23 protein-coding genes and 1 pseudogene are annotated in these 25,487 nt (G+C 73.8%); 10 read left to right on the top strand and 14 right to left on the bottom strand.

All coding sequences use genetic code 11. The annotated features are described in order from the left end of the window. Positions 1-166: 166 nt before the first annotated feature. On the bottom strand, positions 167-2,512 hold the full coding sequence (locus AB0L59_RS21870; RefSeq protein ID WP_365586108.1) for a PQQ-binding-like beta-propeller repeat protein: 2,346 nt from the start codon (positions 2,510-2,512) through the stop codon (positions 167-169). A 179-nt stretch (positions 2,513-2,691) separates the two neighbouring features. Beyond that, complete coding sequence (locus AB0L59_RS21865) at positions 2,692-3,366, bottom strand: VOC family protein (RefSeq protein ID WP_365586301.1); 675 nt, start codon at positions 3,364-3,366, stop codon at positions 2,692-2,694. A gap of 245 nt (positions 3,367-3,611) precedes the next feature. On the opposite strand from AB0L59_RS21865, the gene AB0L59_RS21860 reads away from it, so the two are divergent. After that, positions 3,612-4,247: a TetR family transcriptional regulator gene (locus tag AB0L59_RS21860; RefSeq protein WP_365586298.1), complete on the top strand. Its 636-nt coding sequence runs from the start codon at positions 3,612-3,614 to the stop codon at positions 4,245-4,247. A 98-nt stretch (positions 4,248-4,345) separates the two neighbouring features. On the opposite strand, the gene AB0L59_RS21855 is transcribed toward AB0L59_RS21860, so the two are convergent. Further along, positions 4,346-4,798: an Lrp/AsnC family transcriptional regulator gene (locus AB0L59_RS21855; RefSeq protein WP_365586106.1), complete on the bottom strand. Its 453-nt coding sequence runs from the start codon at positions 4,796-4,798 to the stop codon at positions 4,346-4,348. Positions 4,799-4,880: 82 nt separating this feature from the next. Between AB0L59_RS21855 and AB0L59_RS21850 the strand changes: the two genes are divergently transcribed. Then, the gene (locus tag AB0L59_RS21850) at positions 4,881-5,498 is read left to right on the top strand and encodes a LysE family translocator (RefSeq protein ID WP_365586104.1); all 618 of its coding nucleotides are present in this window, start codon (positions 4,881-4,883) and stop codon (positions 5,496-5,498) included. 83 nt (positions 5,499-5,581) lie between these two features. Here the strand turns inward: AB0L59_RS21850 and AB0L59_RS21845 are convergent, their stop codons facing one another. Beyond that, positions 5,582-6,061: a nitroreductase family deazaflavin-dependent oxidoreductase gene (locus AB0L59_RS21845; protein WP_365586102.1), complete on the bottom strand. Its 480-nt coding sequence runs from the start codon at positions 6,059-6,061 to the stop codon at positions 5,582-5,584. Continuing rightward, positions 6,061-7,380, bottom strand: a complete 1,320-nt coding sequence (locus tag AB0L59_RS21840; RefSeq protein WP_365586099.1) for an acyl-CoA dehydrogenase family protein — start codon at positions 7,378-7,380, stop codon at positions 6,061-6,063. Before AB0L59_RS21840 ends, AB0L59_RS21845 begins: the two co-directional genes overlap by 1 nt. Positions 7,381-7,500: 120 nt before the next feature. Here AB0L59_RS21840 and AB0L59_RS21835 point away from each other — a divergent pair, with 120 nt between their 5' ends. From AB0L59_RS21835 to AB0L59_RS21825, 3 genes are all read left to right on the top strand, one after another. Then, positions 7,501-8,673, top strand: a complete 1,173-nt coding sequence (locus AB0L59_RS21835) for an acetyl-CoA acetyltransferase (RefSeq protein ID WP_365586098.1) — start codon at positions 7,501-7,503, stop codon at positions 8,671-8,673. 82 nt (positions 8,674-8,755) lie between these two features. Beyond that, positions 8,756-9,181, top strand: a complete 426-nt coding sequence (locus tag AB0L59_RS21830) for a pyridoxamine 5'-phosphate oxidase family protein (RefSeq protein ID WP_365586096.1) — start codon at positions 8,756-8,758, stop codon at positions 9,179-9,181. A gap of 10 nt (positions 9,182-9,191) precedes the next feature. Then, entirely contained in the window at positions 9,192-9,857 is a 666-nt protein-coding gene (locus AB0L59_RS21825; protein ID WP_365586093.1) for a pyridoxal 5'-phosphate synthase, read from the top strand. A gap of 98 nt (positions 9,858-9,955) precedes the next feature. Here AB0L59_RS21825 and AB0L59_RS21820 read toward each other — a convergent pair whose 3' ends face one another. The 3 genes from AB0L59_RS21820 to AB0L59_RS21810 form a co-directional block, all read right to left on the bottom strand. Continuing rightward, positions 9,956-10,849, bottom strand: a complete 894-nt coding sequence (locus tag AB0L59_RS21820; protein WP_365586091.1) for a GNAT family N-acetyltransferase — start codon at positions 10,847-10,849, stop codon at positions 9,956-9,958. Positions 10,850-10,940: 91 nt separating this feature from the next. Further along, the gene (locus tag AB0L59_RS21815; RefSeq protein ID WP_365586089.1) at positions 10,941-11,336 is read right to left on the bottom strand and encodes a Zn-ribbon domain-containing OB-fold protein; all 396 of its coding nucleotides are present in this window, start codon (positions 11,334-11,336) and stop codon (positions 10,941-10,943) included. Continuing rightward, entirely contained in the window at positions 11,333-11,785 is a 453-nt protein-coding gene (locus tag AB0L59_RS21810; RefSeq protein ID WP_365586088.1) for a DoxX family membrane protein, read from the bottom strand. The genes AB0L59_RS21815 and AB0L59_RS21810 overlap by 4 nt, the downstream gene beginning before the upstream one ends. A 431-nt stretch (positions 11,786-12,216) precedes the next feature. Between AB0L59_RS21810 and AB0L59_RS21805 the strand changes: the two genes are divergently transcribed. The 3 genes from AB0L59_RS21805 (at position 12,217) to AB0L59_RS21795 (ending at position 16,498) form a co-directional block, all read left to right on the top strand. Continuing rightward, complete coding sequence (locus AB0L59_RS21805) at positions 12,217-13,404, top strand: NAD(P)/FAD-dependent oxidoreductase (protein WP_365586086.1); 1,188 nt, start codon at positions 12,217-12,219, stop codon at positions 13,402-13,404. 95 nt (positions 13,405-13,499) lie between these two features. Next, positions 13,500-15,719 carry an acetate--CoA ligase family protein gene (locus AB0L59_RS21800; protein ID WP_365586085.1) on the top strand — a complete coding sequence of 740 codons (2,220 nt, stop codon included), beginning with the start codon at positions 13,500-13,502 and terminating at the stop codon, positions 15,717-15,719. Next, positions 15,716-16,498 carry an enoyl-CoA hydratase-related protein gene (locus AB0L59_RS21795; RefSeq protein WP_365586082.1) on the top strand — a complete coding sequence of 261 codons (783 nt, stop codon included), beginning with the start codon at positions 15,716-15,718 and terminating at the stop codon, positions 16,496-16,498. Before AB0L59_RS21800 ends, AB0L59_RS21795 begins: the two co-directional genes overlap by 4 nt. A gap of 64 nt (positions 16,499-16,562) precedes the next feature. Here the strand turns inward: AB0L59_RS21795 and AB0L59_RS21790 are convergent, their stop codons facing one another. Continuing rightward, positions 16,563-17,492: a hypothetical protein gene (locus AB0L59_RS21790; protein WP_365586080.1), complete on the bottom strand. Its 930-nt coding sequence runs from the start codon at positions 17,490-17,492 to the stop codon at positions 16,563-16,565. 71 nt (positions 17,493-17,563) lie between these two features. On the opposite strand from AB0L59_RS21790, the gene AB0L59_RS21785 reads away from it, so the two are divergent. Next, positions 17,564-18,169 (top strand): flavin reductase family protein, encoded by a 606-nt coding sequence (locus AB0L59_RS21785; protein ID WP_365586078.1) that lies wholly within the window; start codon positions 17,564-17,566, stop codon positions 18,167-18,169. Between the two features lie 17 nt (positions 18,170-18,186). Here AB0L59_RS21785 and AB0L59_RS21780 read toward each other — a convergent pair. Both AB0L59_RS21780 and AB0L59_RS21775 read right to left on the bottom strand, forming a co-directional pair. Then, positions 18,187-19,306 (bottom strand): annotated as a pseudogene (locus AB0L59_RS21780) (methyltransferase). 102 nt (positions 19,307-19,408) lie between these two features. Further along, a complete protein-coding gene (locus tag AB0L59_RS21775) occupies positions 19,409-20,722 on the bottom strand; it encodes an MFS transporter (RefSeq protein ID WP_365586075.1) in 1,314 nt (437 codons plus the stop codon). A 59-nt stretch (positions 20,723-20,781) separates the two neighbouring features. Between AB0L59_RS21775 and AB0L59_RS21770 the strand changes: the two genes are divergently transcribed. Next, on the top strand, positions 20,782-21,810 hold the full coding sequence (locus tag AB0L59_RS21770; RefSeq protein ID WP_365586072.1) for a helix-turn-helix domain-containing protein: 1,029 nt from the start codon (positions 20,782-20,784) through the stop codon (positions 21,808-21,810). A 79-nt stretch (positions 21,811-21,889) separates the two neighbouring features. Here AB0L59_RS21770 and AB0L59_RS21765 read toward each other — a convergent pair whose 3' ends face one another. From AB0L59_RS21765 to AB0L59_RS21755, 3 genes are all read right to left on the bottom strand, one after another. After that, entirely contained in the window at positions 21,890-23,128 is a 1,239-nt protein-coding gene (locus AB0L59_RS21765) for an MFS transporter (RefSeq protein WP_365586071.1), read from the bottom strand. Between the two features lie 75 nt (positions 23,129-23,203). Next, the gene (locus AB0L59_RS21760; RefSeq protein WP_365586068.1) at positions 23,204-24,253 is read right to left on the bottom strand and encodes a Zn-dependent alcohol dehydrogenase; all 1,050 of its coding nucleotides are present in this window, start codon (positions 24,251-24,253) and stop codon (positions 23,204-23,206) included. Then, positions 24,253-25,401 carry an acyl-CoA dehydrogenase family protein gene (locus AB0L59_RS21755; RefSeq protein ID WP_365586066.1) on the bottom strand — a complete coding sequence of 383 codons (1,149 nt, stop codon included), beginning with the start codon at positions 25,399-25,401 and terminating at the stop codon, positions 24,253-24,255. Before AB0L59_RS21755 ends, AB0L59_RS21760 begins: the two co-directional genes overlap by 1 nt. Positions 25,402-25,487 lie beyond the last annotated feature (86 nt).

Below are 25,487 nucleotides of genomic sequence, written 5' to 3'. Positions count from 1 at the left end.
TCCGTCGGCCTGCGTCTCGTAGTCCGTGCGGCGGCCGTCCCGGGGTGCGTCCGGCCGGGTCACCTGCGTGGCGGGTGTCCGGCGCCGGGGGTAGCGTCAGCCCTGGGACGGCCGCCGTCTGGAGCCCTTCCGTGACACTCACCGGTACGACGGCCGTCGCACTCCCTCATGCCGTGCGGGCCGTTCCCGTCCCCTTCTCGGCGTCCAGTGCGTACACACACCGGTCCTTGCTGCACGCGTACACCACACCGTCCTTGACGACCGGGGACCCGGTGATCTCGCCGCCGGTCGCCAGCTTCCAGCGCAGGCGGCCGTCGTCGGACTTCAGGGTGTAGAGGAGATGGTCGGTGGAGCCGAAGTGGATGCGGCCCTCCGCCACGGCCGGGGCGCCGACGACGTCGCCACCCGCCTGGAAGCGCCACTTGGGGGTTCCGGTGACCGCGTCCAGGGTGTACAGGCCCTTGCCGCTGCCGACGTGGACGTGGCCGGCCGCCACGAGGACCGGCTCGATGGAGGATCGGGCCTCGGTGGCGATGCGCCAGCGGTCGCGGCCGTCGGCGGCGTCCAGGGCGTAGACCGTGCCCAGGTAGTCGGCGAGGTAGATTCCGCCGCCCGTCACCGCCGGGCCCGGGGCGAAGGTCGGCGGGCACAGGAAGACCGCCGGTGCCTCGAAGTGCCAGCGGACCATGCCGCTCGCCGCCTCGACGGCGAGGACGCGGGTGCCGGCGGAGATGTAGACGTAGCCGTCGGGGGCCGGCGCGAGGCGGACGGGCACGCCGCCGCAGGAGGCCGCGTCCCCGACCGGGTACGACCAGCGCTCCTCACCGGTGCGGGCCTCCAGGGCGCGCAGCCGGGCGTCCTGCCAGACGTAGACCGTGCCGTCGTGGACGAGGGGCCCGGCCTCGGGGGACTCGAAGTCGGTCTGGCAGCCGGCGATCTCCCACAGCTTCTGCCCGTTCGACGCCTCCCAGGCCTGGACGCCGCCGCCGCGGGTGCCGGTGACGACCGTGCCGTGGTCGGCCTTCAGGGAGTACACCCAGGCGTCCGTGGACAGCCGCCACAGGTCGGTGCCCTCGCGGGCGTCCAGGGCGAACAGGGTCGGTCCGTCGGAGGCGTACACACGGCCGTCCGCGACCGCCATGGACCAGGCGACGTCACGCGTCTTGAAACGGCGCCGGCCGGTGGCCACGTCCAGGGCGTGCACCTCGAAGGAGGTGACGTAGACCAGGTCGCCGTCGACGGCCGGCGTGCCCCAGACCTCGTTGGACATGCGGAACCGCCAGGGCCGCCAGCCGCTCGCCGTCTCCGGGGGCTGGGCCGGCACCGGCGGTACGGCGGGGTCGGCGCCGGCGACACCGGGGCGCGGGCGGGACCAGCTGGCGACCAGGCCGGCCTCCGGCGAGGGCGCCTTGACGGCGGCGGCGCGGGCGTCGGCGACGCGCGGGCCGGGGCCGATGGGCACCGCCGCGCCGGCCAGCCGGACCGGGCCGGCGTCGGGGGCGCCGGTGGGGGCGCCGACGGGCACCGGCGGGTCGTACGGGGGCGGCGGCGGTACGGCCGCGCGGCCGCCGCTCCGGGGACCGCCCGTCGGGGCCGGGGAGGGCTTGGCGGCGGGACGGCCGCCGCGGCGGGCCTCGATGAGGGCGACCGCCTTCTCGGGCAGCCAGGCGGAGGCGGTGCCGCTGTCGTCGGTGCCGGAGCCGAAGAGGTGCGGCGCCAACTGGGCCTGGAGGTCGGCCGGGCTGGGCCGGGCGGAGGCCTCCATCTGCATGCAGACCTCGATGAGCGGGCGCAGCTCGTCGGGCAGGCCGGTGAGGTCCGGGCCCTCGCGCAGCAGCATGAAGACGGTCTCGACCGGGTTGGCGCCGTGGAAGGGCGGGTGCCCGGTGGCCGCGAAGACCAGCATGGAGCCGAGGGAGAACACGTCACTGGCGCCGGTGACGCTGCGGGAGTCCTTGGCCTGCTCGGGGGACATGTAGGCGGGGGTGCCGACGGCGACGTTCGTCATGGTCAGACGGGTGTTGGAGACGCCGGAGGCGATACCGAAGTCGATCACCCGGGGGCCGTCCTCGACCACGAGCACGTTGGACGGCTTGAGGTCGCGGTGGACCAGCCCCGCGCCGTGGATGGACTGGAGCGCCTCCGCCACGCCCGCGGCGAGCCAGCGCACGGCCTGGGCCGGGAGCGGCCCGCAGTCGTTCACTATCTCCTCGAGGGAGGGCGCGGGGACGTACGCGGTCGCGAGCCACGGCACGGCGGCGCGCGGGTCGGCGTCGACCACGGCCGCCGTGTAGAAGCCGGAGACCGCGCGGGCCGCCTCCACCTCGCGGGTGAAGCGGACCCGGAACAGCTGGTCCTCGGCCAGCTCGGTGCGCACCGTCTTGATCGCCACGCGCCGGCCGGACGCCGAACGCGCGAGATAGACCAGCCCCATGCCGCCGGCGCCCAGCCGGCCCAGCACCTCGAACGGCCCGATCCGCCGCGGATCGTGCTGTGTCAGCTGATCCACCACTTGCCTGCCACCTCCCCGTACGAGCCGCGCCACCCACATATGTACGCGACCGAAGTGCAGCGTCTCACCACCGCACCGCCGTGGCGGCACGCACCCTGATTCTTCCTGGCCGGGCGGCTGGTTGCGAACCCGGTGACATTCGGGGTGTCTCACGCCCAATACTCCCAAAGGGGGGCGGATCACCGCTGCAGTAGTGCGAACGACGCCCCTTGATTGTCGGTGACGACGGCCACTCGTCCGTACGACGTCTCAAAGGGTGGTGCCTGCACCCGGCCGCCGAGCCGCTGTACGGCGCCGAGGGCGTCGTCCAGACCGGCGACCCGGAAGTGGGTGAGGAAGTGCGGGGGCATCTCGGCCGGGAAGAGCTCGGTGACGTCGGCCCGGCCGAAGTCGGGCTCGGCGCCGGCGCCGAAGAGGGCGTCGTGGAAGAGGCCGCCGTAGAAGGTGTTGGCGGCGGCGGTGTCCCGGGTGTACAGCTGGGCCCAGACGAACGTGCCGGGTGCGTGCCGCCGGCCGAAGCCGCGGTGGCGTCCCGGCTGCCACAGCCCGAACACCGCCCCCTCGGAGTCGGCGGCGAGCGCGGCGACCCCGAGGTCACCCACCGGGAACGGGGCCATGACCACCTGCCCGCCGGCCGCGGTGATCCGCCGGCCGAGGGCTTCGGCGTCCGGGGTGGCGAAGGACACCGTCCAGACGGTGGGCATACGGCCGTCCATCTTGGGGGCCAGCGAGGCGACGAGGTCCCCCTCCAGCCGGGCCCACACCGAGGAGCCGTACGCGTCCTCGAAGGTCCACCCGAAGAGCTCGCCGTAGAACCGCTTGCCCGCCTCGACGTCGGCGAGCTGGGCGTCCACCCAGCAGGGCACGCCCTCCCCGTACACCTCTTCCGCCTCCACCACCTCCCCCTCTACGACCTCTTCTGCCTCTTCCGCCTCTTCATTCGCGGATGCCCTGTTTTCGGCCATGTCGTCAAAGTAACCGGGCCGCGCGCACCCCGCAGACCAGGCACACCACCCCCAGAGCACCCGTGCACCCCATTTGCAGTCGGCCGAATCGCGCTCCGATCACCCCTCGGTAAGCTGACGGCATGACAGGACAAGTGCGTACCGTCGACGGCCGCGTGGCCGGCCGGCGTGGGCAGGCGACCCGGCAGAAACTGCTCGACTGCCTCAGCGAGATGCTCAGCTCCTCCCCCTACCGGGACGTCAAGGTCATCGATGTCGCCCGGAAGGCGGGTACTTCACCCGCGACCTTTTACCAGTACTTCCCGGACGTCGAGGGCGCCGTCCTGGAGATCGCCGAGCAAATGGCGACCGAGGGCGCCGGGTTGACCGAGCTGCTCGAAGGTCGGTCCTGGGCCGGTAAGTCGGGATGGCAGACGGCGCAGGAACTCGTCGAAGGCTTCCTGGAGTTCTGGCGCAGGAACGACGCGATCCTCAGGGTCGTCGACCTCGGCGCGGCCGAGGGGGACAAACGGTTCTACAAGATCCGAATGAAGATCCTCAACTCGGTGAACAACTCCCTCGCCGACTCCATCACCGAATTGCAGTCCAAGGGCAGGGTCGACAAGGACGTGAACCCTGCCGCGGTGGCCGGCTCCCTGGTCGCGATGCTCGCGGCGGTGGCGGCCCACCAGAAGGGATTCTCTTCCTGGGGTGTGAAACAGACCGAACTGAAGCCGAATCTTGCGTTGTTGGTACACCTGGGCGTGACGGGCAAGAAGCCCAGCAAGTAACACACGGCCTCGAAAGACACCTTTTTCCGGTTCCAAGTCCTGTCTGGCGGGCGGTGGTTCACTCGCGCCTCGTGCGCGGTGGGCCACCGCCCGCCGTGTCATGCGGGCAGCGGACGGTCCCGTACGACATGCTTCATCACCAGGGTCGAGGTCAGCCGCTGCACACCCGGCAGGGTCGCGAGCCGCTCGTCGTACAGCCGCTGGAAGGCCGCGAGGTCGGCGGTGGCGACCCGGAGGAGATAGTCGGGCTCGCCGAACAGCCGCTGGGCGTCGAGCACGTGCTCCAGCTCGCCGACCGCCCGCTCGAACTCGGCGACCGTGTCCCGGTCCTCCTGTCGCATGGACACGAAGACCAGCGCCTCGAAGTTCAGTCCGAGCGCGGCCGGATCCACCTGCGCCCGGTAGCCCTGGATGGCACCGGAGCGCTCCAGCTCGCGCAGCCGCCGGTGGCACGGCGAGACGCTGAGGCGCACCCGCCCGGCCAGCTCGGTCACGGTCAACCGCCCGTCCTGCTGCAGCTCAGCAAGGATCTTCCGATCTACGTCGTCCATGAGGCAGATCTTCCCTCAAAGGGCCTGGTCAAGGGAAAACTTCGGGAACACTTTCGGGCCAGCCACGCCTAATGTCACCGGCATGGACTCGGGACTGCTCTTCTCCTTCCTCGCCGTGGACCTGCTGCTGGTGTGTGTACCGGGCGCCGACTGGGCGTACGTCATCGCGACCGCCCTGGGCGGCCGGCCGGTGCCGCGCGCGGTGGCGGGCCTGGTCTGCGGGTACGCCCTGCACACGGTTCTGGCGACGGCGGGCCTGGCGGTCCTGGTGGCGGGCTCGCCGAAGCTGCTGACGGCCCTGACGGTCGTGGGCGCGGGGTACCTGCTGTGGCTGGGGTGGGGCGTGCTGCGCCGGCCGGCGGTACCGGGCGCGGGGGACGAGGTCCACGACGGCCCACGGCTCTTCCTGCGCGGCGCCACGATCAGCGGCCTGAACCCCAAGGGCCTGCTGCTCTACCTCTCCGTCCTCCCCCAGTTCCTCACCCTGCGCGGTACCCGCCTGCCCGTCCCGGTCCAGACGGCCACGCTCGGACTGCTCCACATGGCCTGCTGTGCGGCGGTCTACCTCACCGTCGGCACGCTGGCGCGTGCGCTGCTGTCCGCCAGGCCGGCCGCGGCCCGGGCGGTCACGCGGACGTCGGGGGCGGCGATGGTGGGGATCGGCGCGTTTCTTCTGGTGGAGCGGCTCGCCACGATCTAGTTCTGCCGTCGGTCGTCCTCGGGTCCGTGGTGGCTGGTCGCGCTCACGCGGCGGAGCCGCGGATCCCTGCGGCCCCGCGCCCCTCAGGAGGTTTCGGTGAGCCGGAACAGGCGGATCTGCCGCGTCACCCGGGCCTGATAGGTGGCATACGGCGGCCAGAACTCCAGCAGTGCCGCCCAGGCCTCGGCCCGCTCCTCCCCCGCCAGCAGTCGAGCGGTGACCGGGATGTCCCGCCCCTTCCAGCTGATCGACGCCGCCGGACGGGCCAGGAGATTGTGGGTCCAGGCGGGATGCCCGGTGCGGCCGAAGTTGGAGCCGACGAGCAGCCAGCTCCTGCCGCCTTCCTCCGGCATGCAGGCCAGCGGCGTCCTGCGCGGCCGTCCGCTGCGGGCGCCGGTGGAGGTGAGGATCACCCCGGGCAGCATCCGGGCGCTGAGCAGGTACCGGCCCCGGGTGAGCCGGTGCACGGCCCGGTCGAGCGCCGGGACGACATGGGGGGCGACCTTGGCGAAGGTCCGGGTGGACGACACCCGCTGCACGAACCGCACGCCGGGCCCGGCCATCAGACGGCCACCTCTCCGCCCGCGAAGAGACCGGCGACCTCGGCGGCGCGGTCCCGCAGCCGGTGCACGGGCCCGAACAGCAGCTCGTCCCCGGCGGCGCGCTTGAAGTACAGATGGGCGTCGTGCTCCCAGGTGAACCCGATCCCCCCGTGCAACTGGATCCCCTCGGCAGCGGCCGCCCGCAGGGCCTCCAGCGCCTGAGCGAGCGCGAGCCCCGCACCCGGTTCGCCCTGGCCGCCGACGGAGGAGCCGTCGGCCGCCGACCGCGGGGCGGCCCCGCGAGGGCGGCCCGCCCCCGGCGACGGGAGCCGCGCGGGTGCGGCCGGCATTCCCGCCGAAGGCGAAGCCGAGAGGGGTGCGGACGCCGCCCAGGCCCCGTGGTACGCCGCCGACCGTGCCGCCTGCACCGCCACGTACACGTCCGCCAGCCGGTGCTTCACCGCCTGGAACGATCCCACGGGCCGCCCGAACTGCTCGCGCTGCCCGACGTACTCCACCGTCCGCTCCAGCACCCGGTCCGCCGCCCCGACCGCCTCACAGGCGAGCACCGCGGCGGCCCCGTCCCCGAGGGCCGCGAGGGCGGCCAGCACCGCCGTGTCCCCCGCCTCCTCCTCGCCGAGCAACTCGGCCCGCACGTCACGCAGTTGCACGCGCGCCTGCGGCCGGGTGGCGTCGAGCGCGGTCTGCCGGGCCCGTACGACTCCGGGCGCGTCCCCCGCCACCACGAACAGACGGGTCCGGGACCGGGCGAAGCCGCCGGTGTGCGCGGCGACGAGCAGCAGCGCGGCACTGTGCCCGTCCAGCACCTGGTCGACCTGCCCGTACAGCAGCCAGTCGCCGTCGGCGCGCCGGGCCTGGACCCCGCCGGCCCGGCCACCGCCGGCGGAGAAGCCCGCCGGGTCGGCGGTCAGGGCCAGGGCCGTGGTGAGGTCGGGGCCGGGGACGGCGAGGGCGGCGGTGAGGGTGCCGGCGGCCAGGCGGGGCAGCAGGGCGGCGCGCTGGGCCTCCGTACCGAGGGCGAGGACCAGCGGGGCGGTGAGCACGGCGGTGGCGAGCAGCGGGGAGGGGGCGAGCGCCCGGCCGGTCTCCTCGCAGGCGAGGGCCAGCTCGGTGACCGAGCAGCCGACGCCGCCGTACCGCTCGGGCAGGGCGAGCCCGGGCAGGCCGAGCTGGTCGGCGAGGGCGGACCACAGGAGGGGGTCGTGACCGGCCGGGCTGTCGACAGCGGTCCGCAGTTCCGGCGGACCGCACCGCTTGTGCAGCAGCTCGCGCAAGGTGCGGCGGATCTCGTCCTGCTCGGCGGTCAGGCGCGTGTCCATGGCGGGTCCCTCATCCTCCCGAGCCGATCTGACGCTGCGTCATATTAGGCCGCCGGTGTGGGGATGCCCAGGGTCACGACACCTGCCGCGGGTCGCCTCATCTGATGTACCGTCAGATTCATGACGGCTGGGAGCAGGAAGGCAGCCGTGGTCGGGGTGGCCCTCTCCGACTGCGGGCGCGTGGACGACGCAACCCCGTACACCCTGCACGCGCAGGCGGCCCGCCGCGCGCTCGCGGACGCGGGGCTCGACCGCACCCGGGTCGACGGCCTCGCTTCGGCGGGCCTCGGCACACTGGCCCCGGTGGAGGTGGCCGAGTATCTGGGCCTGCGCCCCACCTGGGTGGATTCCACCTCGGTCGGCGGTTCGACCTGGGAGGTGATGGCGGCGCACGCCGCGGACGCGATAGCGGCGGGCCATGCGAACGCCGTCCTCCTCGTCTACGGCTCGACGGCACGTGCGGACATCAAGGCGGGCCGCAGGACGGGCGACCTCTCCTTCGGCAGCCGCGGCCCCCTGCAGTTCGAGGTCCCCTACGGCCACACCCTGATCGCCAAGTACGCGATGGCGGCCCGCCGCCACATGATCGAACACGGCACGGCCGTCGAGCAGTTGGCCGGGATCGCGGTCCAGGCCAGGGCCAACGCGGCGCTGAACCCGGAGGCGATGTTCCGCGCCCCGATCACGGTCGACGACGTCCTCGCGGGCCCGATGATCGCCGACCCCTTCACCAAGCTGCACTGCTGTCTGCGCTCGGACGGCGGGGCGGCGGTCCTGCTGGCGGCCGAGGAGTACGTACGGGACTGCCGTACGGCCCCCGTCTGGGTCCTCGGCACCGGGGAGCACGTCTCGCACGCGGCGATGTCCGAGTGGCCGGACTTCACGGTGTCCCCGGCGGCGGTGAGCGGCCGGCTGGCCTTCGGGCGGGCCGGGGTGGGCCCGTCGGAGATGGACTTCGCGGAGCTCTACGACGCCTTCACCTACATGACCCTGGTGACCCTGGAGGACCTGGGCTTCTGCGCCAAGGGCGAGGGCGGGGCGTTCGTGGAGAAGGGGCGGCTGCTGGTGCGGGGCGGCGACCTGCCGGTGAACACCGACGGTGGCGGGCTGTCGGCCCAACATCCGGGTATGCGGGGGCTGTTCCTGCTGGTGGAGGCGGTGCGGCAGCTGCGCGGGGAGGCCGGGGAGCGGCAGGTGCGCCGACGCGACGGGGACCTGCCGCGCCTGGGTGTGGTGTCCGGGACCGGCGGGTGGTTCTGTTCGTCCGGGACGGTGGTGCTCGGCCGGAACTGATCGGTCGGGTGGCCGAGCGGGAAGACGGCTCGTGCCGGCCGGTGTTGTCGCCGGCCCCGGAGGAGCCGCAGGAGGAGCCGAGATGGCGTTGACCCGCGAAGAGCGAGAGGCGTTCCTGGCCGAGCCGCACGTCGCCGCGCTGGCGGTGGACGCGGGAACGGGGCGGGCGCCGCTGACCGTGCCGATCTGGTACTGGTACGAGCCCGGCGGGGACGTCTGGATCATGACAGGGCGGGAGTCCCGTAAGAACTCCCTGATCAGCGCGGCCGGCCGGTTCACGTTGATGATCGACCGGCTGGAGCCGACGATCAGGTACGTGTCGGTGGAGGGCCCGGTGGTGAGGACGGCTCCGGCGACGATCGAGGCGCTGCGGGAGATCTCGGCGCGCTATCTGCCGGCCGAGAAGGTCGACGGTTACGTGGACTTCGCCTGGAAGAACCACGGGGAACAGATGGTGATCCACATGCGTCCGGAGCGGTGGGTGTCGTCGGATCTCGGCCAGGTGTGAGCATGGGGGCATGGGAATTGATCTGCCGGCGCTGCTGAGGTCGCTGCGGGTGTGGGACGCGGGGACGACGGTCCTGCCCGCCTTCGACCCGGGCACCGCCCCGCCGACGCCCCTGCTGCTGTTCACGAACTGGTTCGCGGAGGCGGTGGCGGCCGGGCAGCCCGAGCCGCACACGATGTCCCTCGCGACGGCCGACGAGGAGGGCAGGCCCGACGTGCGGATCGTGATGCTGCACGGGGCCGACGCGGAGGGCTGGTCGTTCGCGAGCCACGCCACCAGCCGCAAGGGCCGCGCCCTCGCCACCCACCCGTACGCGGCCCTGGCCTTCTACTGGCCGGTGCTGGGCCGCCAGGTGCGGATGCGCGGCCCGGTGACGGCCGCTCCGGCCCAGGACAGCCAGGCCGATCTGCACGCCCGCTCGACGGGCGCGCTGGCGGCGGCCCTCACCGGCCGCCAGAGCGAGGATCTGTCCTCGCTGGACGAGCTGCGGCGCGCGTCGGAAGCCGCCTGGGAACGGGCCCGCGAGAACCCGACGGAACCGTCCCCCACCTGGACGCTCTACCGACTGCGCCCGGAGACCGTGGAGTTCTTCCAGGGCGACCCGGACCGACGGCACGTACGGCTCGAGTACCGGAGCACCGAGTTCGGCTGGAGCAGGGGGCTGCTGTGGCCGTAGCGACGGGCCGCGGCACCGCCGCCGTAACCCGCCCGAACCGGAATTCCGCCTGCACGTAGCGCGCACGCGCCCCGGCACGAGGCCGGCCGTATGACCCCTCACCTTGGTTCTGGAGCACTCTGTTTCTGGAGCCCCCTGCCCCGGAACTCGTACACCGCGAAGTCCGCCACCGGCCGGTACCCGATCCGCTGGTACAGCCCGTTGCTCGTCGGATTGGCGAGGTCGGTGAAGAGGACGATCTCCGCAGCCCCCTTCTCCCGCGCGGCCCGGCTGACCTCCGCGGTGACCGCGCCCGCATATCCGTGTCCGCGCAGGGCGACAGGGGTGTAGACCGGGGCGACGCGGACCTGGCCGGCGGTCTGCGGGGTGGCTCCGGCCAGGGAGACCGGAGTGCCGTCGGCCGCCTCCCAGAGGGTCAGGCCCCCCTCGGCGATCCGGGCGTCGGCCCACGCGGCGCTGTCCGTGCCGACGCCGTGGCCGGTGTCCGCGTCGAACTCGGTCTTCCAGCGGCGCAGCAGTTCGCGGTCCGTGAGGCCGGCGATCCGCGCCCGCCCCTGCGGCCTCGGCTCCGGTACGGTCAACTCGGCCAGCCGGTAGAGCCGTTGACGCAGGCGGACGGTGGCCGCCGTGCCGGTGTGCCGCTGCCAGGCCGCCGCGAAGGCCGCTGCCGTCTCCAGCGGGCCGGAGACCCCAGGCACCGGGCGGTCCAGGCCGGCGAACCGGGCGGCCAGGGCGTCGGCCTCCGGTGCGGTGAGCCGGGTGACGTGCGGGGGGAACGGCGGTGTGTGGACCAGGGCCGCGCGGACGGTGCCGTCGTCCAGGACGCCGTAGAGCGGGGCCTCGGAGCTGTAGAAATGCGGTCCGCGGCGGCGCAGCGCGTCCGCCACCGTCAACGGCACGGTGTGCAGGGCCGGCCGGGAGCGCAGGAAGTCGCCGGCGCGGGAGAGGAACTCGTCCAGGTCCTCGGTGAGATGCCAGTTCTCAGGTCGCATACGGCCCATGATCGGGACGAACTTCCGGGCGGCACACCGGTTTTCGCTCCCGCTCGGCCCACGGGGCGCAACCCCGGTTCTCCGCCCGGGCTCAGCCCTCCGGGCGGAACACCGGCAGGCCCTGCGCGAACGTCACCCGCAGCGGCAGCCCGGCCCGCAGCTGCGCCGCCGCGCACTCCACCACCTGCGTCATCATGCGCGGACCCTCCGCCAGATCGACCACCGCGGCCACGTACGGGGTGCGCTCGCCGAAGGGTGGGAGGTCGTTGCGGTGCACCGTGGACCAGGTGTAGAGGGTGGCCCGGCCGCTCGCCTCCTCCCAGGTCACCTCCTCGCTCCAGCAGTGCGGGCAGAACTCGCGGGGGTAGTGGTGGGCCCGGCCGCAGGCCGCGCAGCGGCGGATCAGCAGCCGGCCCGCCGCGGCCGCCTCCCAGTAGGAGCGCGTGAAGGCGTCGGGCTCGGGAAGGTCGTGGCGCACCGCGCTCATCGGAACCACCCCAGCCACGCGTCCAGCGACCACGTCTGCCAGGACATGCCGAAGAAGCCGACGACGCAGATGAGCGCCATCATCGAGTTCTGGCCCTGTTCCGCCCAGTCGTGGATCATCAGGACGAAGTAGAGCGCGTTCAGCAGCAGGCCGCCGACCAGGGCCACCGGGGTCAGAAAGCCGAGGACCAGGCCGAGGCCGAGGGAGAGTTCTGCGTAGGCGACGACGTACGCCATGAGCCGTGGGTGCGGTGTGACGAGCGCGTCGAATCCCGTACGCACCGGCGTCCAGCGGTGCTTCGCCGCCACGTCCGCCGCCCAGGCGATGCCGCTGCCGCGCTCGAACCAGGCCTTCTTGTCCTTGTGCCGCCAGCTCTCCAGCCACCACAGACCGAGGCCGATCCGCAGCACCGCCAGCCACTGAGCGCCGTCGAGCCATATCGAGTCCATGGATCTGACGGTACGTCAGATGAGCTTTCCTGCCGAGAGGTGCGACAGCGGCTCGCTGTGCACCGGCCGCGCAGGCGCCCGGCGCCTGTGGGTCCCCGGTGAATCGGACAGGAATTGTTGACGATTTGGTTGGCACCCAAATACGTTCGCCGGCGCAAGGTCAGTGGCCCGCCGGACGAGAGGCAGCACAGGTGAAGCACAGGGCAGTCAAGCGCGGGCGACTTCGTCACCTGGATCGCCAAGGTCACCGGCCGCCGCGCCGAGCAGCGGTGACCCGGCGGAGCGAGCGCCGTCGGGCCCGAGCGCACCCGGACCCGGCGGCGCTTTTCTTCACTGGTCGCGCCCGCTTTCCGTACACGCGTGATCAATCCGCAACCAATTCCGGTCTTGACCGAGACCCATCAACCTGGTGCGTGATTACGCTCCCGAGCATGGCCGACTCCCGTTCCGCTTCCGTGCAGCTCTCGTCCACCCCCGCCGACCGCCCCGTCTACGTCATCGGCGCCGGTCCGGGCGGTCTGGCCGCCGCTCACGCGCTGCGGGCACGGGGCATACGGGCCGTGGTGCTGGAGAAGGCCGACCACGTGGGCGCCTCCTGGCGCGGCCACTACGACCGCCTCCGGCTGCACACCACGCGGCGGCTGTCCGCGCTGCCGGGCCTGAAGATCCCCCGTAAGTACGGGCGTTGGGTCTCCCGGGACGACGTGGTGCGCTACCTGGAGAAGTACGCCGAACACCACGAGCTGGAGATCGTCACCGGCGTGGAGGTCTCCCGCGTCGAGCCGGCCGGGGACGGCACCGGCTGGCTGCTGCACGCCTCCGGCGGGCGCGAGCTGACCGGCAGCGCGGTGGTGGTCGCCACCGGCTACAACCACACCCCGCACCTGCCCGACTGGCCGGGCCGCGAGGGGTACGCCGGGGAGCTGCTGCACGCCGGCGCCTACCGCGACGCCGGGCCGTACGCCGGCCGGGACGTCCTGGTCGTCGGCGTCGGCAACACCGGTGCCGAGATCGCCGTGGACCTGGTGGCGGGCGGGGCGTCGCGGGTGCGGCTGGCCGTCCGCACCGTCCCGCACCTCGTGCGCCGTACGACGCTGGGCTGGCCCGCGCAGTACTCGGGCGTCCTGGTGCGGCGGCTGCCGGTGGGGCTCGTGGACCTGCTGTGCCGGCTCCAGGCGAAGGCCGCCGTGCCGGACCTGTCCGCCCAGGGCCTGCCCCGCCCGGACACCGGGCTGTACAGCAGGGTCAGGGAGGGGGCCATCCCGGTGCAGGACGTCGGCCTGATCGACGCCGTGCGCAAGGGGGAGGTGGAGATCGTGGCCGCCGTCGAGTCCTTCGAGGGCGGCAAGGTGGTCCTCGCCGACGGCGGTCGCATCGAGCCGGACGCGGTGATCGCGGCCACCGGGTACACGCGGGCGCTGGAGGGCCTGGTCGGGCATCTCGGGGTGCTGGACGGGAACGGAAGGCCGGTGGTGCGCGGCGGCCGCACGCCCGCCGGGGCGCCCGGCCTGTACTTCACCGGGTTCACCAACCCGATCAGCGGGATGCTGCGGGAGCTGGCGCTGGACGCGGGAAGGATCGCGAAGGCGACAGCCGGACACCTCGGCACCCGTCGGTAACTTTGCGCTGCCGACCAGTTCCTGACATAGCGTCAGTTCAGTAATCTGACAGTGCGTCAGTTTACTTGTGCTGTCTCACAGGAGCGGGCGGACCGATGCTTGGATCAACCCACGGCACCCTCACCACCGACTCCCGCCGGGCCCGGGTCATCGCCTGCGGCGAGCAGCGGCCCGGACCGGTCGTCCGCGACCAGGTCGACGACCTCGACGTCAGCGGGCGGCCGCTGTACACGGACGTGCCGGACCTGACCCGCTTCTTCCGGCCCCAGTCGGTCGCCGTGATCGGCGCCTCGGACACGGAGGGGCGGCCGAACACCGGGATCACCCGGCAGCTGCTGGGCTGGGCCGGGCGGGTCGGCGCGCGGGTGCACCCGGTGCATCCGACCCGCCCGTCCGTCTTCGGCACCCCCTGTGTCGCCTCGGTCGCCGACCTCCCCGAACAGGTCGACCTCGCGGTGCTGCTGGTCGCGGATCCCCTGCCGGTGATCGAGGAACTGGGCGACGCCAAGGTGAGGTTCGCGGTCGCCTTCGCCTCCGGGTTCGCCGAGACGGGCGAGGCCGGCGCCGCGGCCCAGGAGCGGCTGACGCAGGCCGTACGCCGCCAGGGGATCCGGCTCCTCGGCCCCAACACCAACCTCAACGCCTTCGAGCACTTCCGGGAGGACCTGAGCGGCCCGGCGATCGCCCTGATCACCCAGTCGGGACACCAGGGCCGTCCCGTCTTCGCCCTCCAGGAGCTGGGCATCCGGCTCTCCCACTGGGCGCCCACCGGCAACGAGGCCGACCTGGAGACGGCCGACTTCCTCTCCTGGTTCGCCGAGCAGCCCGAGGTCGGCGCCATCGCCTGTTACGTGGAGGGCCTGAAGGACGGCCGCGCCTTCCTGCTGGCCGCCGACCGCGCCGCCCGCCGCAAGGTGCCGGTGATCGCGGTGAAGGTGGGCCGCACCGAGACCGGCGCCCGTACGGCCGCCTCCCACACCGGCAAGCTGACCGGCGCCGACGACGTGGTGGACGCGGCGATGCGCCAGTTCGGGGTCGTACGCGTCGACGGGCTCGACGAACTCCAGGACACCGCCGCCCTGCTGGCGCGGGCGCGGGCCCCGCTGGCGGACGGGGTCGCGGTGTACTCGATCTCCGGGGGCACCGGCGCCCACGCCGCCGACCTCGCCACCGCGGCCGGCCTCCGTCTCCCCCGCCTGTCCGAGGCCAGGCAGGCCGAGCTGCACCAGTGGATACCGGAGTACCTGAGCGTGGCCAACCCGGTGGACAACGGCGGGCACCCGGTGGGCGACCGGCGCGGCCGGAAGATCATCGACGCGATCCTCGCCGACCCGTCGATCGGGGTGCTGATCTGCCCGATCACCGGCCCGTTCCCGCCGCTGAGCGACAAGCTGGTCGCGGACCTGGTCGAGGCGGCCGAGGAGACGGACAAGCTGGTGTGCGTGGTGTGGGGGTCGCCGGTCGGCACGGAGGCGGCGTACCGCGAGGTCCTGCTCGGCTCCTCCCGCGTGGCCACCTTCCGCACGGTGGGCAACTGCCTGACGGCCGTCCGCGCCTGGCTGGACCACCACCGCTTCGTCGGTGACTACCGCTCTCCGTTCGACGAGGCCCCGCGCGTCCCGTCCCCCTCCTTCCGCAAGGCCGAGGCCTTGATGCACCCCGGCCGGCAGCTCAGCGAGCACGCGGCCAAGCAGCTGCTGCGCGCCTACGGCATCCGGGTGCCGCGCGAGCAGCTGGTGACCAGCGCGGCGGCGGCCGTACGGGCGGCGGCCCAGGTCGGCTACCCGGTGGTCATGAAGGCCTCCGGCGCCCAGATCGCCCACAAGACCGAACTGGGCCTGGTGAAGATCGGGTTGACCTCCGCCAGCCAGGTCCGTGACGCCTACCGCGAGCTGATGGACATCGCCCGCTACGAGGGCGTCGCGCTGGACGGGATCCTGGTGTGCCAGATGGTCGAGCAGGGCGTGGAGATGGTCGTCGGGGTCACGCACGACGACCTGTTCGGTCCGACGGTGACGGTGGGGCTCGGCGGGGTCCTGGTCGAGGTCCTGCACGACGCCGCCGTACGCGTCCCCCCGTTCGGCGAGGACCAGGCCCGGGCCATGCTCGCCGAACTGCGCGGCCGGGCCCTGCTGGACGGGGTCAGGGGCCGCCCGCCGGCCGACCGGGAGGCGTTGGTGGAGGTGGTCCTGCGGGTGCAGCGCATGGCCCTGGAACTCGGGGAGCACATAGCCGAGTTGGACATCAACCCGTTGATGGTGCTGCCGCGGGGGCAGGGCGCGGTCGCGCTGGACGCGCTGGTGGTGTGCCGATGAGCGAGCTGGAGACCGAGCGGAGCGAGCAGGTCGTCCACCTCACCCTGAACCGCCCCGGGTCCCTCAACGCCCTCACTCCGGCCCTGAGGGACCGGCTGATCGACCTGCTCGCGCAGGCGTCGGCCGACCCGGACGTCCGGGCGGTGGTCCTGACCGGCACCGGCCGGGGCTTCTGCGCGGGCGCCGAACTGCGCGGCGGAGCCGGCGGTGACCGGATCACCGGGGACGTGGCCCGGATGCTGCGCCGGGGCGCCCAACGCCTGATCGCGGCCGTCCTGGACTGCGAGAAACCGGTGATCGCCGCCGTGAACGGCACGGCGGCCGGGCTGGGCGCACATCTGGCGCTCGCCTGCGACCTGGTCCTGGCCGCCGAGTCGGCCCGTTTCATCGAGGTGTTCGTACGGCGGGGGCTCGTACCGGACGCCGGCGGGGCGTACCTCCTGCCCCGCCTGCTGGGCCCGCAGCGGGCGAAGGAGCTGATGTTCTTCGGCGACGCCCTCCCGGCGGCGGACGCCGAACGTCTGGGCCTGGTCAACAGGGTCGTCCCCGACGCCGAGCTGGAGAAGACGGCCCGCGCGTGGGCGGCCCGCCTGGCCGCGGGCCCCACCCGGTCCCTGGCCCTGACCAAGCACCTGGTGAACACCTCCCTGGACGCCGACCGCGCCACCGCGTTCGCGGCGGAGGCCTGGGCGCAGGAGCTCAACATGACGACCGAGGACGCCCAGGAGGGCCTGCGGGCCTTCACGGAGCGCGCGACGCCCGAGTTCCGCGGGCGGTGAGGGCGCCGGGCCGCCGAGGAAGGGGTGGGTCGCGGGGTGATCGGCCGGCGACGGGGCCCGGGGTTCAGTCCCCGGCGCGGTCCAGGGTCCGCAGGGTGCCCGCGTCCGGGTCGCCGAAGAGGACGAAGAGCTGAGGGGCGGACTCGGTGCCGCTGACGGACCAGTAGGTGTCGAGGCCGCAGCCGCCGTCGAGGCGCAGGAGGACGGCGGGGCGGTCGGCGTCGTCCTTGTCGGGGTCCCAGGTGCCGGAGCCCGTGCAGACCACGTAGTCCTCGTAGTCCTGGGCCGTCCAGTCCTGGTCGGTGGGTTCGGTGGGGAGTCTGCGGGCCTCGGCGCGGCCGTCGGGCGTGAGGCGCAGCTCGGCGCCGTTCCCGCCGCGCCAGACTCCGGCGAACTGGGCGGTGGTCAGCTCGGGCGGCTCGTACTGCGGGACCAGGCCGGTCGCGGAGGCCGCGAGCGCGCCACCGAAGGCCAGCACGAAGAGGCCGGCGCAGGCCAGAGCCGAGCGCCACCACACGCCCCACACCGACCAGGAACGCGCGCGGACGCGGGCGAGGCCGAGCGCGGGCAGCAGGCCCAGGGCGGTGAGGACCGAGGCCGTGGTGGCGAACGGCCGGCCGAGGAGAGCCGCCACCACCACGGCCCATCCGACGGCCGTGACCGCCGCCGCGGCCGTGCGGCAGACCCACTCCGGCCCGCCGAACCGCCTGAGCAGCGGCCGGGCCAGCAGGAGCGCGGGCAGCGTCAGCACGGCGGAGAGCAGCAGGCCCAGGACCGGCAGCAGCAGCGGCGCGAAGACCAGCAGACAGAGGATCCCCAGGGCGCCGATGTAGCCGGTGCCGTACTGGTCCTGGCCGGTGGCCCAGACCCACCACAGCAGCCCGGCCGCCGGCAGCTGCGCCGCGTTGACGGGGATCGCGGCGGCCAGGTCCCGCCACAAGGACCTGCGCGCCTCCGCGTCACGCGGTCTTTCCCGTCTCTTTTCCCACCCCATGGCCGCAGTCTACGAAGCCCGCGCAGGGCGGCCCGTCGACAGACTTCCCATCTGACATACCGTCAGCTTCAATGGACGACGTGATGGGACACGCAGGGGCCGCGGCCGCCGCCGTACGGTATCTGGGGCCGAGGGCCGTGGAGCCGTCGCCGCGGCCGGAGTTGCGGTGTGTGCGGGAGGACGAGCGGGCTCCGTTGGACCCGGGCGAGTTCCGGCGGGTGCTGGGGAACTTCGCGAGCGGCGTCACCGTGATCACGGCCCCGGCCGCCGAGGGGGAGCACGGCCCCGCCGGTTTCGCCTGCCAGTCCTTCGCCTCCCTCTCCCTCCAACCGCCCCTGGTCTGCTTCATGGTGGGCCGTACGTCCACCACCTGGCCGCGCATCGCCCGCGCCGGCGTCTTCTGCGTCAACGTGCTCAGTGCCGGCCAGGACGCGCTGTGCCGGGCCTTCGCGGTCAGCGGCGCGGACAAGTTCGCGGGGGTGGCCCACGACCCGGCGCCGGTGTCCGGCTCACCGCGGCTGGCCGGTGCCGCCGCCTGGATCGACTGCACCGTCCACGCCGTGCACACCGGGGGCGACCACCTCATCGTCGTGGGCCGGGTGGACGCCCTCGGCGCGGCGGAACCGGGCGAGCCGCTGCTCTTCCACCGGGGGCGGTTCGCCCGGCTCGGGTCCTGAGCGGCGGCCTTCACGGCTCACCCGGGTGCCAGCCGCCACAGTGAGGTCACCTCGGCCGCGCGGGCCGCGTGGAGGGGATCGGGCGGATCGCCGGCGCGCGGGTGGCGGGGGCGGGTGTCCGTGCGGCCCGGCACCTCGAGCCCGGCGCCCCCGATCGCCCCGAGCAGCTCCGCGCGCGTGCGCAGGCCCAGGTGTTCGGCCAGGTCGGAGAGGATCAGCCGGCCCTCGCCGCCGGGTTCGGGATGCGCGGGCAGGCGCGCCAGGAAGGCCCGCAGCATGGCGCCGCCCGGGTCGTACACGCCCTGGTCGACGGGGGATGCGGGGCGGCCCGGGAGCCAGGGCGGGTTGCAGACGACCAGCGCCGCCCGGCCGGGCGGGTACGGCTCCAGGCCGGTGACCGTGACCCGGTCCGCGAGACCGAGGCGGGTGATGTTGTCGCGGGCACGGGCCCTCGGGCCGAGGTCGGTCGCGACGACCCGCCGCACTCCCCGCCGGGCCAGGACGGCCGACAGCACACCGGTACCGGCGCCCAGGTCGAAGGCGGTACCGCCACCTCGTCCGGTGCGGCCTGCGGGCAGCGCTCCCCGGCCGGTGCCGGAGTCGGACGCCCCACCGCCTGCGGGCGGCCCGTCCGGGCCGGATGCCGTAGTGGCTGTCGGCAGCGGGGCCCCGGCGACGAGGTCGACGTACTCGCCGCGTACGGGGACGAAGACGCCGTAGTGGGGGTGGACGCGGGCGTCTCCGAGGTCCGGGACGGCGACGCCCTTCTCGCGCCACTGGCGGGCGCCCAACACGCCCAGCAGCTCCCGGAGCGGTACGACGGTGGGGCCGGCCCGTGCCCGGCACCCGGGCCCGGTGGGCGCGGAAGCGGCGCAGGCCGTGAAAGGTCTCGGCCGCGGAGGGCGCGGGGGCCGGTGCCCTGCGGTCGATACGGCGGGACAGTGCGGCCGGCGACTGGCGGGCGCCGTGACAGTCGCCCCGCCACAGCAGGCCGGTGCCCTCGCCGGCGAGGCGGTGCGCGGTGGCGGCGGGGCCGCGGTCGTCGGCGACGATCAGCCGCCGGGGCGGCGGGAGCCGGCTCTCAGAGTGCCGGCGGGCGGAACGGGGTTCGCTCTCGGTCCAGCGGACCAGGGACACGGCATGCTCCTCGGGAGGGGTTTCCTGCGTGGGCGGGCACGAGGAACGCGTCGCCGAGGACCATGCCGAGTGTCATCGATCTCCCTCTCCGAAGCGGTGAGTTCAGGACACGGCGGGCACGAGGGCCGCCGGGCGGCGGATCACCAGGGACATCAGGGCCGCCGCCGCGCACAGCGTGCCGGAGGCGTACCAGACGAGGTCGTAGGAGCCGAACACGTCCCGGGCGAGGCCGCCGAGGTAGGCGACGAGGGCCGCGCCGACCTGGTGGGAGGCGAGCACCCAGCCGAAGACGATGGCGCTGTCCTCGCCGAACTGCTCCCGGCACAGCGCCAGTGTCGGCGGGACGGTGGCCACCCAGTCCAGGCCGTAGAAGACGATGAAGAAGAGCATCGGGGGGTGTACGGCGGGGCCGAGCAGCATCGGCAGGAAGACCAGGGAGATGCCGCGCAGGGCGTAGTACACCGCGAGCAGGCGGCGCGGTTCGAGACGGTCGGTGAACCAGCCGGAGGCGATCGTGCCGACCACGTCGAACACGCCGATGACCGCGAGCAGCGAGGCCGCCGTCGTGACGGGCATGCCGTGGTCGTGCTCGGCCGGCACGAAGTGGGTCTGGATCAGGCCGTTGGTGGAGGCGCCGCAGATCGCGAACGTGCCGGCGAGCAGCCAGAAGGTGCCCGTGCGGACGGAGGTCGACAGGACCGAGAGGGTGCGGCGGGCCGCCCCGGTCATCGGGGGCGGCTTGGGAACGAACTCGGCGGCGCCGTACGGCTTCTGTCCGACGTCGGCCGGGTGGTCGCGCAGCAGGATCCAGACGAAGGGGACCACGGCGAGGGCGGACAGGGCGACCGTCACGGCCGCCGGGCGCCAGCCGTGGTGCTCGGCCAGCCAGGACAGCAGCGGCAGGAAGATCAGCTGCCCGGACGCGGACGCGGCGGTGAGGATGCCGCTGACCAGTCCGCGCCGTTCGGTGAACCAGCGGTTGGTGACCGTCGCCGCGAAGGCCAGGGCCATCGAGCCCGTGCCGAGGCCGACCAGCAGGCCCCAGCACAGCCACAGCTGCCAGGCCGCCGTCATCCACACGGTCAGCCCGGAGCCGATCGCGATCACGGTCAGCGCGACGGCGACCACCCGGCGGATGCCGAAGCGGTCCATCAGCGCGGCGGCGAAGGGGGCGGTGAGGCCGTACAGCGCGAGGTTGATGGAGACGGCCGCGCCGATCGTGCCGCGCGACCAGCCGAACTCCTGGTGCAGGGGATCGATGAGCAGACCGGGCAGGGAACGGAAGGCGGCCGCGCCGATGATCGTGACGAAGGTGACGGCGGCGACGAACCACGCCCGGTGCACACGGCGGCGCCGGGCGGGCGGGGCCTGGACGGGGGCGGCGGCTGGGCTTGTCTGAGTCACGTCACCGAGCATCCGCTTTTCTTTACCGCGCATCGAGTGGCCCGGAGGACAGCATTCGCTAGGATCGGGCCATGCGTGTCGATCGGGCCATGTCCGCCGCCGGGGGATCCCCGGGTGCGCGTCCGCACCGGGTCGTCGTCCTCGCCCTCGACGGCCTGCTGCCCTTCGAGTTGGGCATTCCGCACCGCATCTTCGGCCGCCCGAAGGACGAGCACGGCCGGCCTCTGTACGAGGTCGTGACCTGCTCCGTACGGCCGCCCGGCCCCGTGGAGACCGACGCCGACTTCGCCGTGCACGTCCCCAACGGCCCGGAGGCGCTGGCCGAGGCCGACACGGTGATCGTCCCGGCGTCGTACGAGCTCGGCCCGGTCTTCGAGGAGGGCCGGCTGACCGACGAACTCGCCGCCGCCCTCGCCCGCATCCGCCCCGGCACCCGGCTCGCCTCCATCTGCACCGGCGTCTACGTCCTCGCCGCCGCCGGATATCTCGACGGCCGCCCCGCGACCACCCACTGGGCCGACGCCGAGCGCTTCCAGCAACTGTTCCCGCAGATCGAGCTGGACGCGGACGTGCTGTTCATCGACGACGGGGACGTGCTGACCTCGGCCGGCGTCGCCGCCGGGATCGACCTGTGCCTGCACATGGTGCGCCGCGACTTCGGTACGGCGGTCGCCAACGACGTCGCCCGGCGCACGGTCGTACCGCCGCACCGCGACGGCGGCCAGGCACAGTACATCCACCGCCCGGTCCCGGATCCGCAGCTGGCCACGACGACCGCCGCCCGCGCCTGGGCGCTGGGCCGTCTCCATGAGCCCATCCAGCTCCGGGACATGGCCGAACAGGAGGCCATGTCGGTGCGCACCTTCACCCGCCGGTTCCGCGAGGAGGTCGGGGTCAGCCCCGGCCAGTGGCTCACCCAGCAGCGCGTCGAGCGGGCCCGCCATCTGCTGGAGACCACCGACCTGGCCATGGACCAGGTGGCCCGCGAGGCGGGCTTCGGCACGGCCCAGTCGATGCGCCAGCATCTCCAGCAGGCCCTCGGGGTAACGCCGACGGCATACCGGCGGACCTTCCGGACCGGGGTCGGCCAGTCGGTGTAGGCCGGTGAGGGGCCGGCTTCGGGCGTCGTCCGCCGTCCCCCGGAACCGCACTCGTGAGCCTGCGCTCGGCCACGTCCCGTCAGCTGTCCGCACCCACGCCCGGTGGGCGCCCCCTGACCACGTCCCGTCGGCCCTCCCCCGCCGTGGCGTCCGTCGGGCGGCGATCTCTGCGCGTCTCTCCCCACCAGGCGATCCCGGTGAGGGTCAGGGTCAGGCCGACGCCCGCGAGGATCGCCGTGGAGGGCGGCGCCAGCCGCAGCAGGGCCCCGGCGAGGGAACCCGTGGCCGCGTAACCGGCCCCCACCGCCGCGTACATGACGGAGTAGCCCGCGGCCAGCGCGCTCGGCGGCAGCGTCTCCCGCAGGGACAGGTTGCGGGTGAGCGAGACGCCCGACTGGCACAGGCCCGCCACGGCGAGTCCGGCGGCGATGCCCGGCAGGGCCGGCAGCAGCGCGACCAGGACGACGGCGGCCGACATCCCGCACAGCAGCAGCACGGCGCGCATGGGCAGCCGGCCCGGCCAGGCCCGCAGGCCGTAGCAGAACGCGCCCACGCCCGCGGCCGCCGACATGCCGAGGAGCAGGGGGCCGGCCCAGCCGACCGCGATGCCGCGCTGTTCCAGCAGGGCGGGCAGGACCAGTTCGGCGAGGGCGAGCAGGGACAGGCCCGCCGCGCCCGTGACATACGCCGGCCAGGCCGCCGTCAGCACCCGCACGGCTCGGTGGGCCCGCTCCGTCCGCTGCTCCGCCTGCCAGCCCTCCGGGAGCAGCCACAGGCCCGCCACCGACAGGCCCATGAGCGCGGCCGCGAGCAGCAGCGGCACGGCGGGCGCGACGCCCAGCGCGAGGCCGGTCACCGCCGCCGGGGACACCGCCCAGATGCCGGACGTCAGCATCGACTCCACCGACAGGGCCTGCGCCGCCGCGTGCCCGGGGACCAGTGAGGTGAGCAGGGCGCGCAGACCGCCCGAGGCCGCCGCGGGAGCGGCACCGGCGAGGAACGCGAACGCCCCGAGGAGCAGGGGGTGCGCGCCCGGGAGCACGCCCAGGCCGGCGAAGCCCACGGCGCCGGCCGCGAGTCCCGTCGCCAGATGGGGGCGCGCCCGGCGGGCGTCCAGGCGCATGCCGAGCACCGGGGCGCCGAGGATCTCGCCGATGACGTAGACCGCGGCCAGCACGGCGCCCAGGGTGTAGCCGCCGGGGCGCTCGCGCACCAGGAAGACGAGGGCCAAGGGGGCCATGGCCACCGGCATGCGGGCGGCCACGGCCACGAAGGCCCAGGTCAGCACCTGCTTCGAGGCGACATCGCGATAGCTCATGCGACGACGGTACGGGGCACCGCCGACACTCGGGCCCGCATTTCCCGCGGCCTGTGGACAACTCCCCTCGGAGACTCAGAAGGTGAGGACCGCCCGCGCCACCCGCCCCGCCTCCGCGTCCGCGCGGGCCTTGTCGAAGTCCTCCACCGGGTGGACGGCCGTCACCAACTCGTCCAGCAGCAGGCGGCGCTGGCGGTACAGCTCGGCGTACAGGGCGATGTCCCGCTGGGGGCGCGAGGAGCCGTAGCGGCAACCCAGGATGGACTTGTCCAGGTAGAGGGAGGAGACGAGGAAGGACGCCTCGGCCGTGGCCGGGGGGACACCGAGGAGGACCGCCTGGCCGTGCCGGTCGAGGAGGTCGATCGCCTGGCGGATCAGCTCCACCCGGCCGACGCACTCGAAGACGTGGTCGGCGCCCGTGGGCAGGATGTCCTGCACCCCCTCCGCCGAGGTCAGGAAGTCGGTGGCGCCGAACTGCCGGGCCGCGTCCTCCTTGGCCGGATTGGCGTCCACGGCGACGATCCTGAGCGCACCCGCGAGCCGCGCGCCCTGCAGCACGTTCAGCCCGACCCCGCCGGTGCCGATGACGACGACGCTGTCCCCGCGGTCCACCCGGGCCCGGTTCAGCACGGCACCCACTCCCGTGAGCACGCCGCACCCGATCAGCGCGGCGGACTCGAGCGGGATGTCCTTGGGGATCGGCACCGCCTGGACGGCCTTGACGACCGTACGTTCCGCGAAGGCGGAGTTGGAGGCGAACTGGTGGACCGGTTCCGCGCCCCGCGTGAACGGCTTTCCCGGGCGCCCGATCGCCTGCCGGCACATGGTCGGCCGGCCCCGGTCGCACTGGGCGCAGGTGCCGCAGTTGGCGAGCGTGGACAGCGCCACGTGGTCGCCGGGCGCGACATGGGTGACGCCCGCGCCGACCGCCTCCACGACCCCGGCACCCTCGTGTCCCAGCACCACCGGCACCGGGAAGGGGATGGTGCCGTCCACCACGGACAGGTCGCTGTGGCACAGTCCCGCCGCCGCGGTCGCGACCAGCACCTCACCGGGCCCCGGCTCGCGCACCGCCAGGTCGTCCACGACCTCGACCCGCTTGCCGTCGAACACCACTCCACGCATCACACGGCCCCCTTGGGCTCTCTGGGCAGGCCGAGCACGCGCTCGGCGATGATCGTGCGCTGGACCTGGTCCGAGCCGCCGTAGACGGTGTCGGCCCGGGAGAAGAGGAACAGGTGCTGGTCCGCGTCGAGCCGGTACGGCGCCACCGGTGACCAGTCCTCCGGCCCCACCGTGGCCGCCGCGCCTCTGACCTGCATCGCCAGTTCGCCCAGCCGCTGGTGCCAGCCGGCCCAGAGCAGTTTGGCCACGCTGGGCGCGCCGGGGCCGGCCGAGCCGCCGAGGGTGCGCAGGGCGTGCCGGCGCATGGTCCGCAGCTCGGCCCACTGCCGTACGAGCCGTTCCCGCACCACGGGGTCCCGCACGGCCCCCGTGTTCACGGCGACCCGCACGATGCCGGCCAGCTCCTCCACGAACCCGATCTGCTGGGCGAGGGTCGACACCCCGCGCTCGAAGCCGAGCAGGCTCATGGCAACCGGCCATCCCCGCCCCTCGCCGCCCACGACGTGCTCCACGCGCGCGTGCGCGCCGTCGAAGAAGACCTCGTTGAAGTCGCTGGTGCCGGTCATCTGCCGGATGGGACGCACCTCGATGCGGCCGGGCTGGTCCATGGGGACGAGCAGGAAGCTGAGCCCGTGGTGGCGCCGGGAGTCCGGGTCGGTGCGGGCCAGGACGAAGCACCAGTCGGCCTCGTGGGCGAGCGAGGTCCAGATCTTCTGCCCGCTGATCCGGTAGCCGTTCCCGTCCCGCACGGCCGCCGTCCGCACTCCCGCCAGGTCCGACCCGGCACCGGGCTCGCTGTAGCCCTGGCACCACAGTTCCTCACCGGCCGCGACCGGGGGCAGGAAGCGGGACTTCTGCTCTTCGGTGCCGTGGGCGACGAGGGTGGGGGCGAGCAGGTTCTCCCCGATGTGTCCGGAGCGCGGGGGGGCGGACGAACGCGCGTACTCCTCGGCCCAGACGACCTGCTGGGTGAGGGTGGCGGTCCGATTGCCGTACCCCGACGCCGGCCAGCCGAGCCCTATCCAGCCGGCCCGGCCGAGTGCTCGCTCCCACGTACGCCTGGGCGTCCCCGGCCGGGCGTTGGCATCCAGCCAGACACGGGCCTCGGCACGGAAGTCCTCGTCCTCTTGACTGAACCCGAAATCCATGAAGCCCCCTCGACTGGAGCGCCCCGAAAGGGGCGCGGGGAACTGCGCGACAAGCCACCGGACACCCGCCGTCGCCTGACCCCGAC

This window comes from Streptomyces sp. NPDC052109 (genome assembly GCF_040680195.1).
In the GTDB taxonomy this organism is placed as follows: Bacteria; Actinomycetota; Actinomycetes; order Streptomycetales; family Streptomycetaceae; genus Streptomyces.
This window is presented reverse-complemented; position numbering and strand designations above follow the sequence as displayed.

Excerpts from the sequence above, each read along its gene's own strand:
- AB0L59_RS21855 (WP_365586106.1), bottom strand. The coding sequence starts at position 4,798 with ATGGACGACGTAGATCGGAAGATCCTTGCTGAGCTGCAGCAGGACGGG.
- AB0L59_RS21850 (WP_365586104.1), top strand. The coding sequence starts at position 4,881 with ATGGACTCGGGACTGCTCTTCTCCTTCCTCGCCGTGGACCTGCTGCTG.
- AB0L59_RS21845 (WP_365586102.1), bottom strand. The coding sequence starts at position 6,061 with ATGGCCGGGCCCGGCGTGCGGTTCGTGCAGCGGGTGTCGTCCACCCGG.
- AB0L59_RS21840 (WP_365586099.1), bottom strand. The coding sequence starts at position 7,380 with ATGGACACGCGCCTGACCGCCGAGCAGGACGAGATCCGCCGCACCTTG.
- AB0L59_RS21835 (WP_365586098.1), top strand. The coding sequence starts at position 7,501 with ATGACGGCTGGGAGCAGGAAGGCAGCCGTGGTCGGGGTGGCCCTCTCC.
- AB0L59_RS21830 (WP_365586096.1), top strand. The coding sequence starts at position 8,756 with ATGGCGTTGACCCGCGAAGAGCGAGAGGCGTTCCTGGCCGAGCCGCAC.
- AB0L59_RS21825 (WP_365586093.1), top strand. The coding sequence starts at position 9,192 with ATGGGAATTGATCTGCCGGCGCTGCTGAGGTCGCTGCGGGTGTGGGAC.
- AB0L59_RS21820 (WP_365586091.1), bottom strand. The coding sequence starts at position 10,849 with ATGCGACCTGAGAACTGGCATCTCACCGAGGACCTGGACGAGTTCCTC.
- AB0L59_RS21815 (WP_365586089.1), bottom strand. The coding sequence starts at position 11,336 with ATGAGCGCGGTGCGCCACGACCTTCCCGAGCCCGACGCCTTCACGCGC.
- AB0L59_RS21810 (WP_365586088.1), bottom strand. The coding sequence starts at position 11,785 with ATGGACTCGATATGGCTCGACGGCGCTCAGTGGCTGGCGGTGCTGCGG.
- AB0L59_RS21805 (WP_365586086.1), top strand. The coding sequence starts at position 12,217 with ATGGCCGACTCCCGTTCCGCTTCCGTGCAGCTCTCGTCCACCCCCGCC.
- AB0L59_RS21800 (WP_365586085.1), top strand. The coding sequence starts at position 13,500 with ATGCTTGGATCAACCCACGGCACCCTCACCACCGACTCCCGCCGGGCC.
- AB0L59_RS21795 (WP_365586082.1), top strand. The coding sequence starts at position 15,716 with ATGAGCGAGCTGGAGACCGAGCGGAGCGAGCAGGTCGTCCACCTCACC.
- AB0L59_RS21790 (WP_365586080.1), bottom strand. The coding sequence starts at position 17,492 with ATGGGGTGGGAAAAGAGACGGGAAAGACCGCGTGACGCGGAGGCGCGC.
- AB0L59_RS21785 (WP_365586078.1), top strand. The coding sequence starts at position 17,564 with ATGGACGACGTGATGGGACACGCAGGGGCCGCGGCCGCCGCCGTACGG.
- AB0L59_RS21775 (WP_365586075.1), bottom strand. The coding sequence starts at position 20,722 with ATGCTCGGTGACGTGACTCAGACAAGCCCAGCCGCCGCCCCCGTCCAG.
- AB0L59_RS21770 (WP_365586072.1), top strand. The coding sequence starts at position 20,782 with ATGCGTGTCGATCGGGCCATGTCCGCCGCCGGGGGATCCCCGGGTGCG.
- AB0L59_RS21765 (WP_365586071.1), bottom strand. The coding sequence starts at position 23,128 with ATGAGCTATCGCGATGTCGCCTCGAAGCAGGTGCTGACCTGGGCCTTC.
- AB0L59_RS21760 (WP_365586068.1), bottom strand. The coding sequence starts at position 24,253 with ATGCGTGGAGTGGTGTTCGACGGCAAGCGGGTCGAGGTCGTGGACGAC.
- AB0L59_RS21755 (WP_365586066.1), bottom strand. The coding sequence starts at position 25,401 with ATGGATTTCGGGTTCAGTCAAGAGGACGAGGACTTCCGTGCCGAGGCC.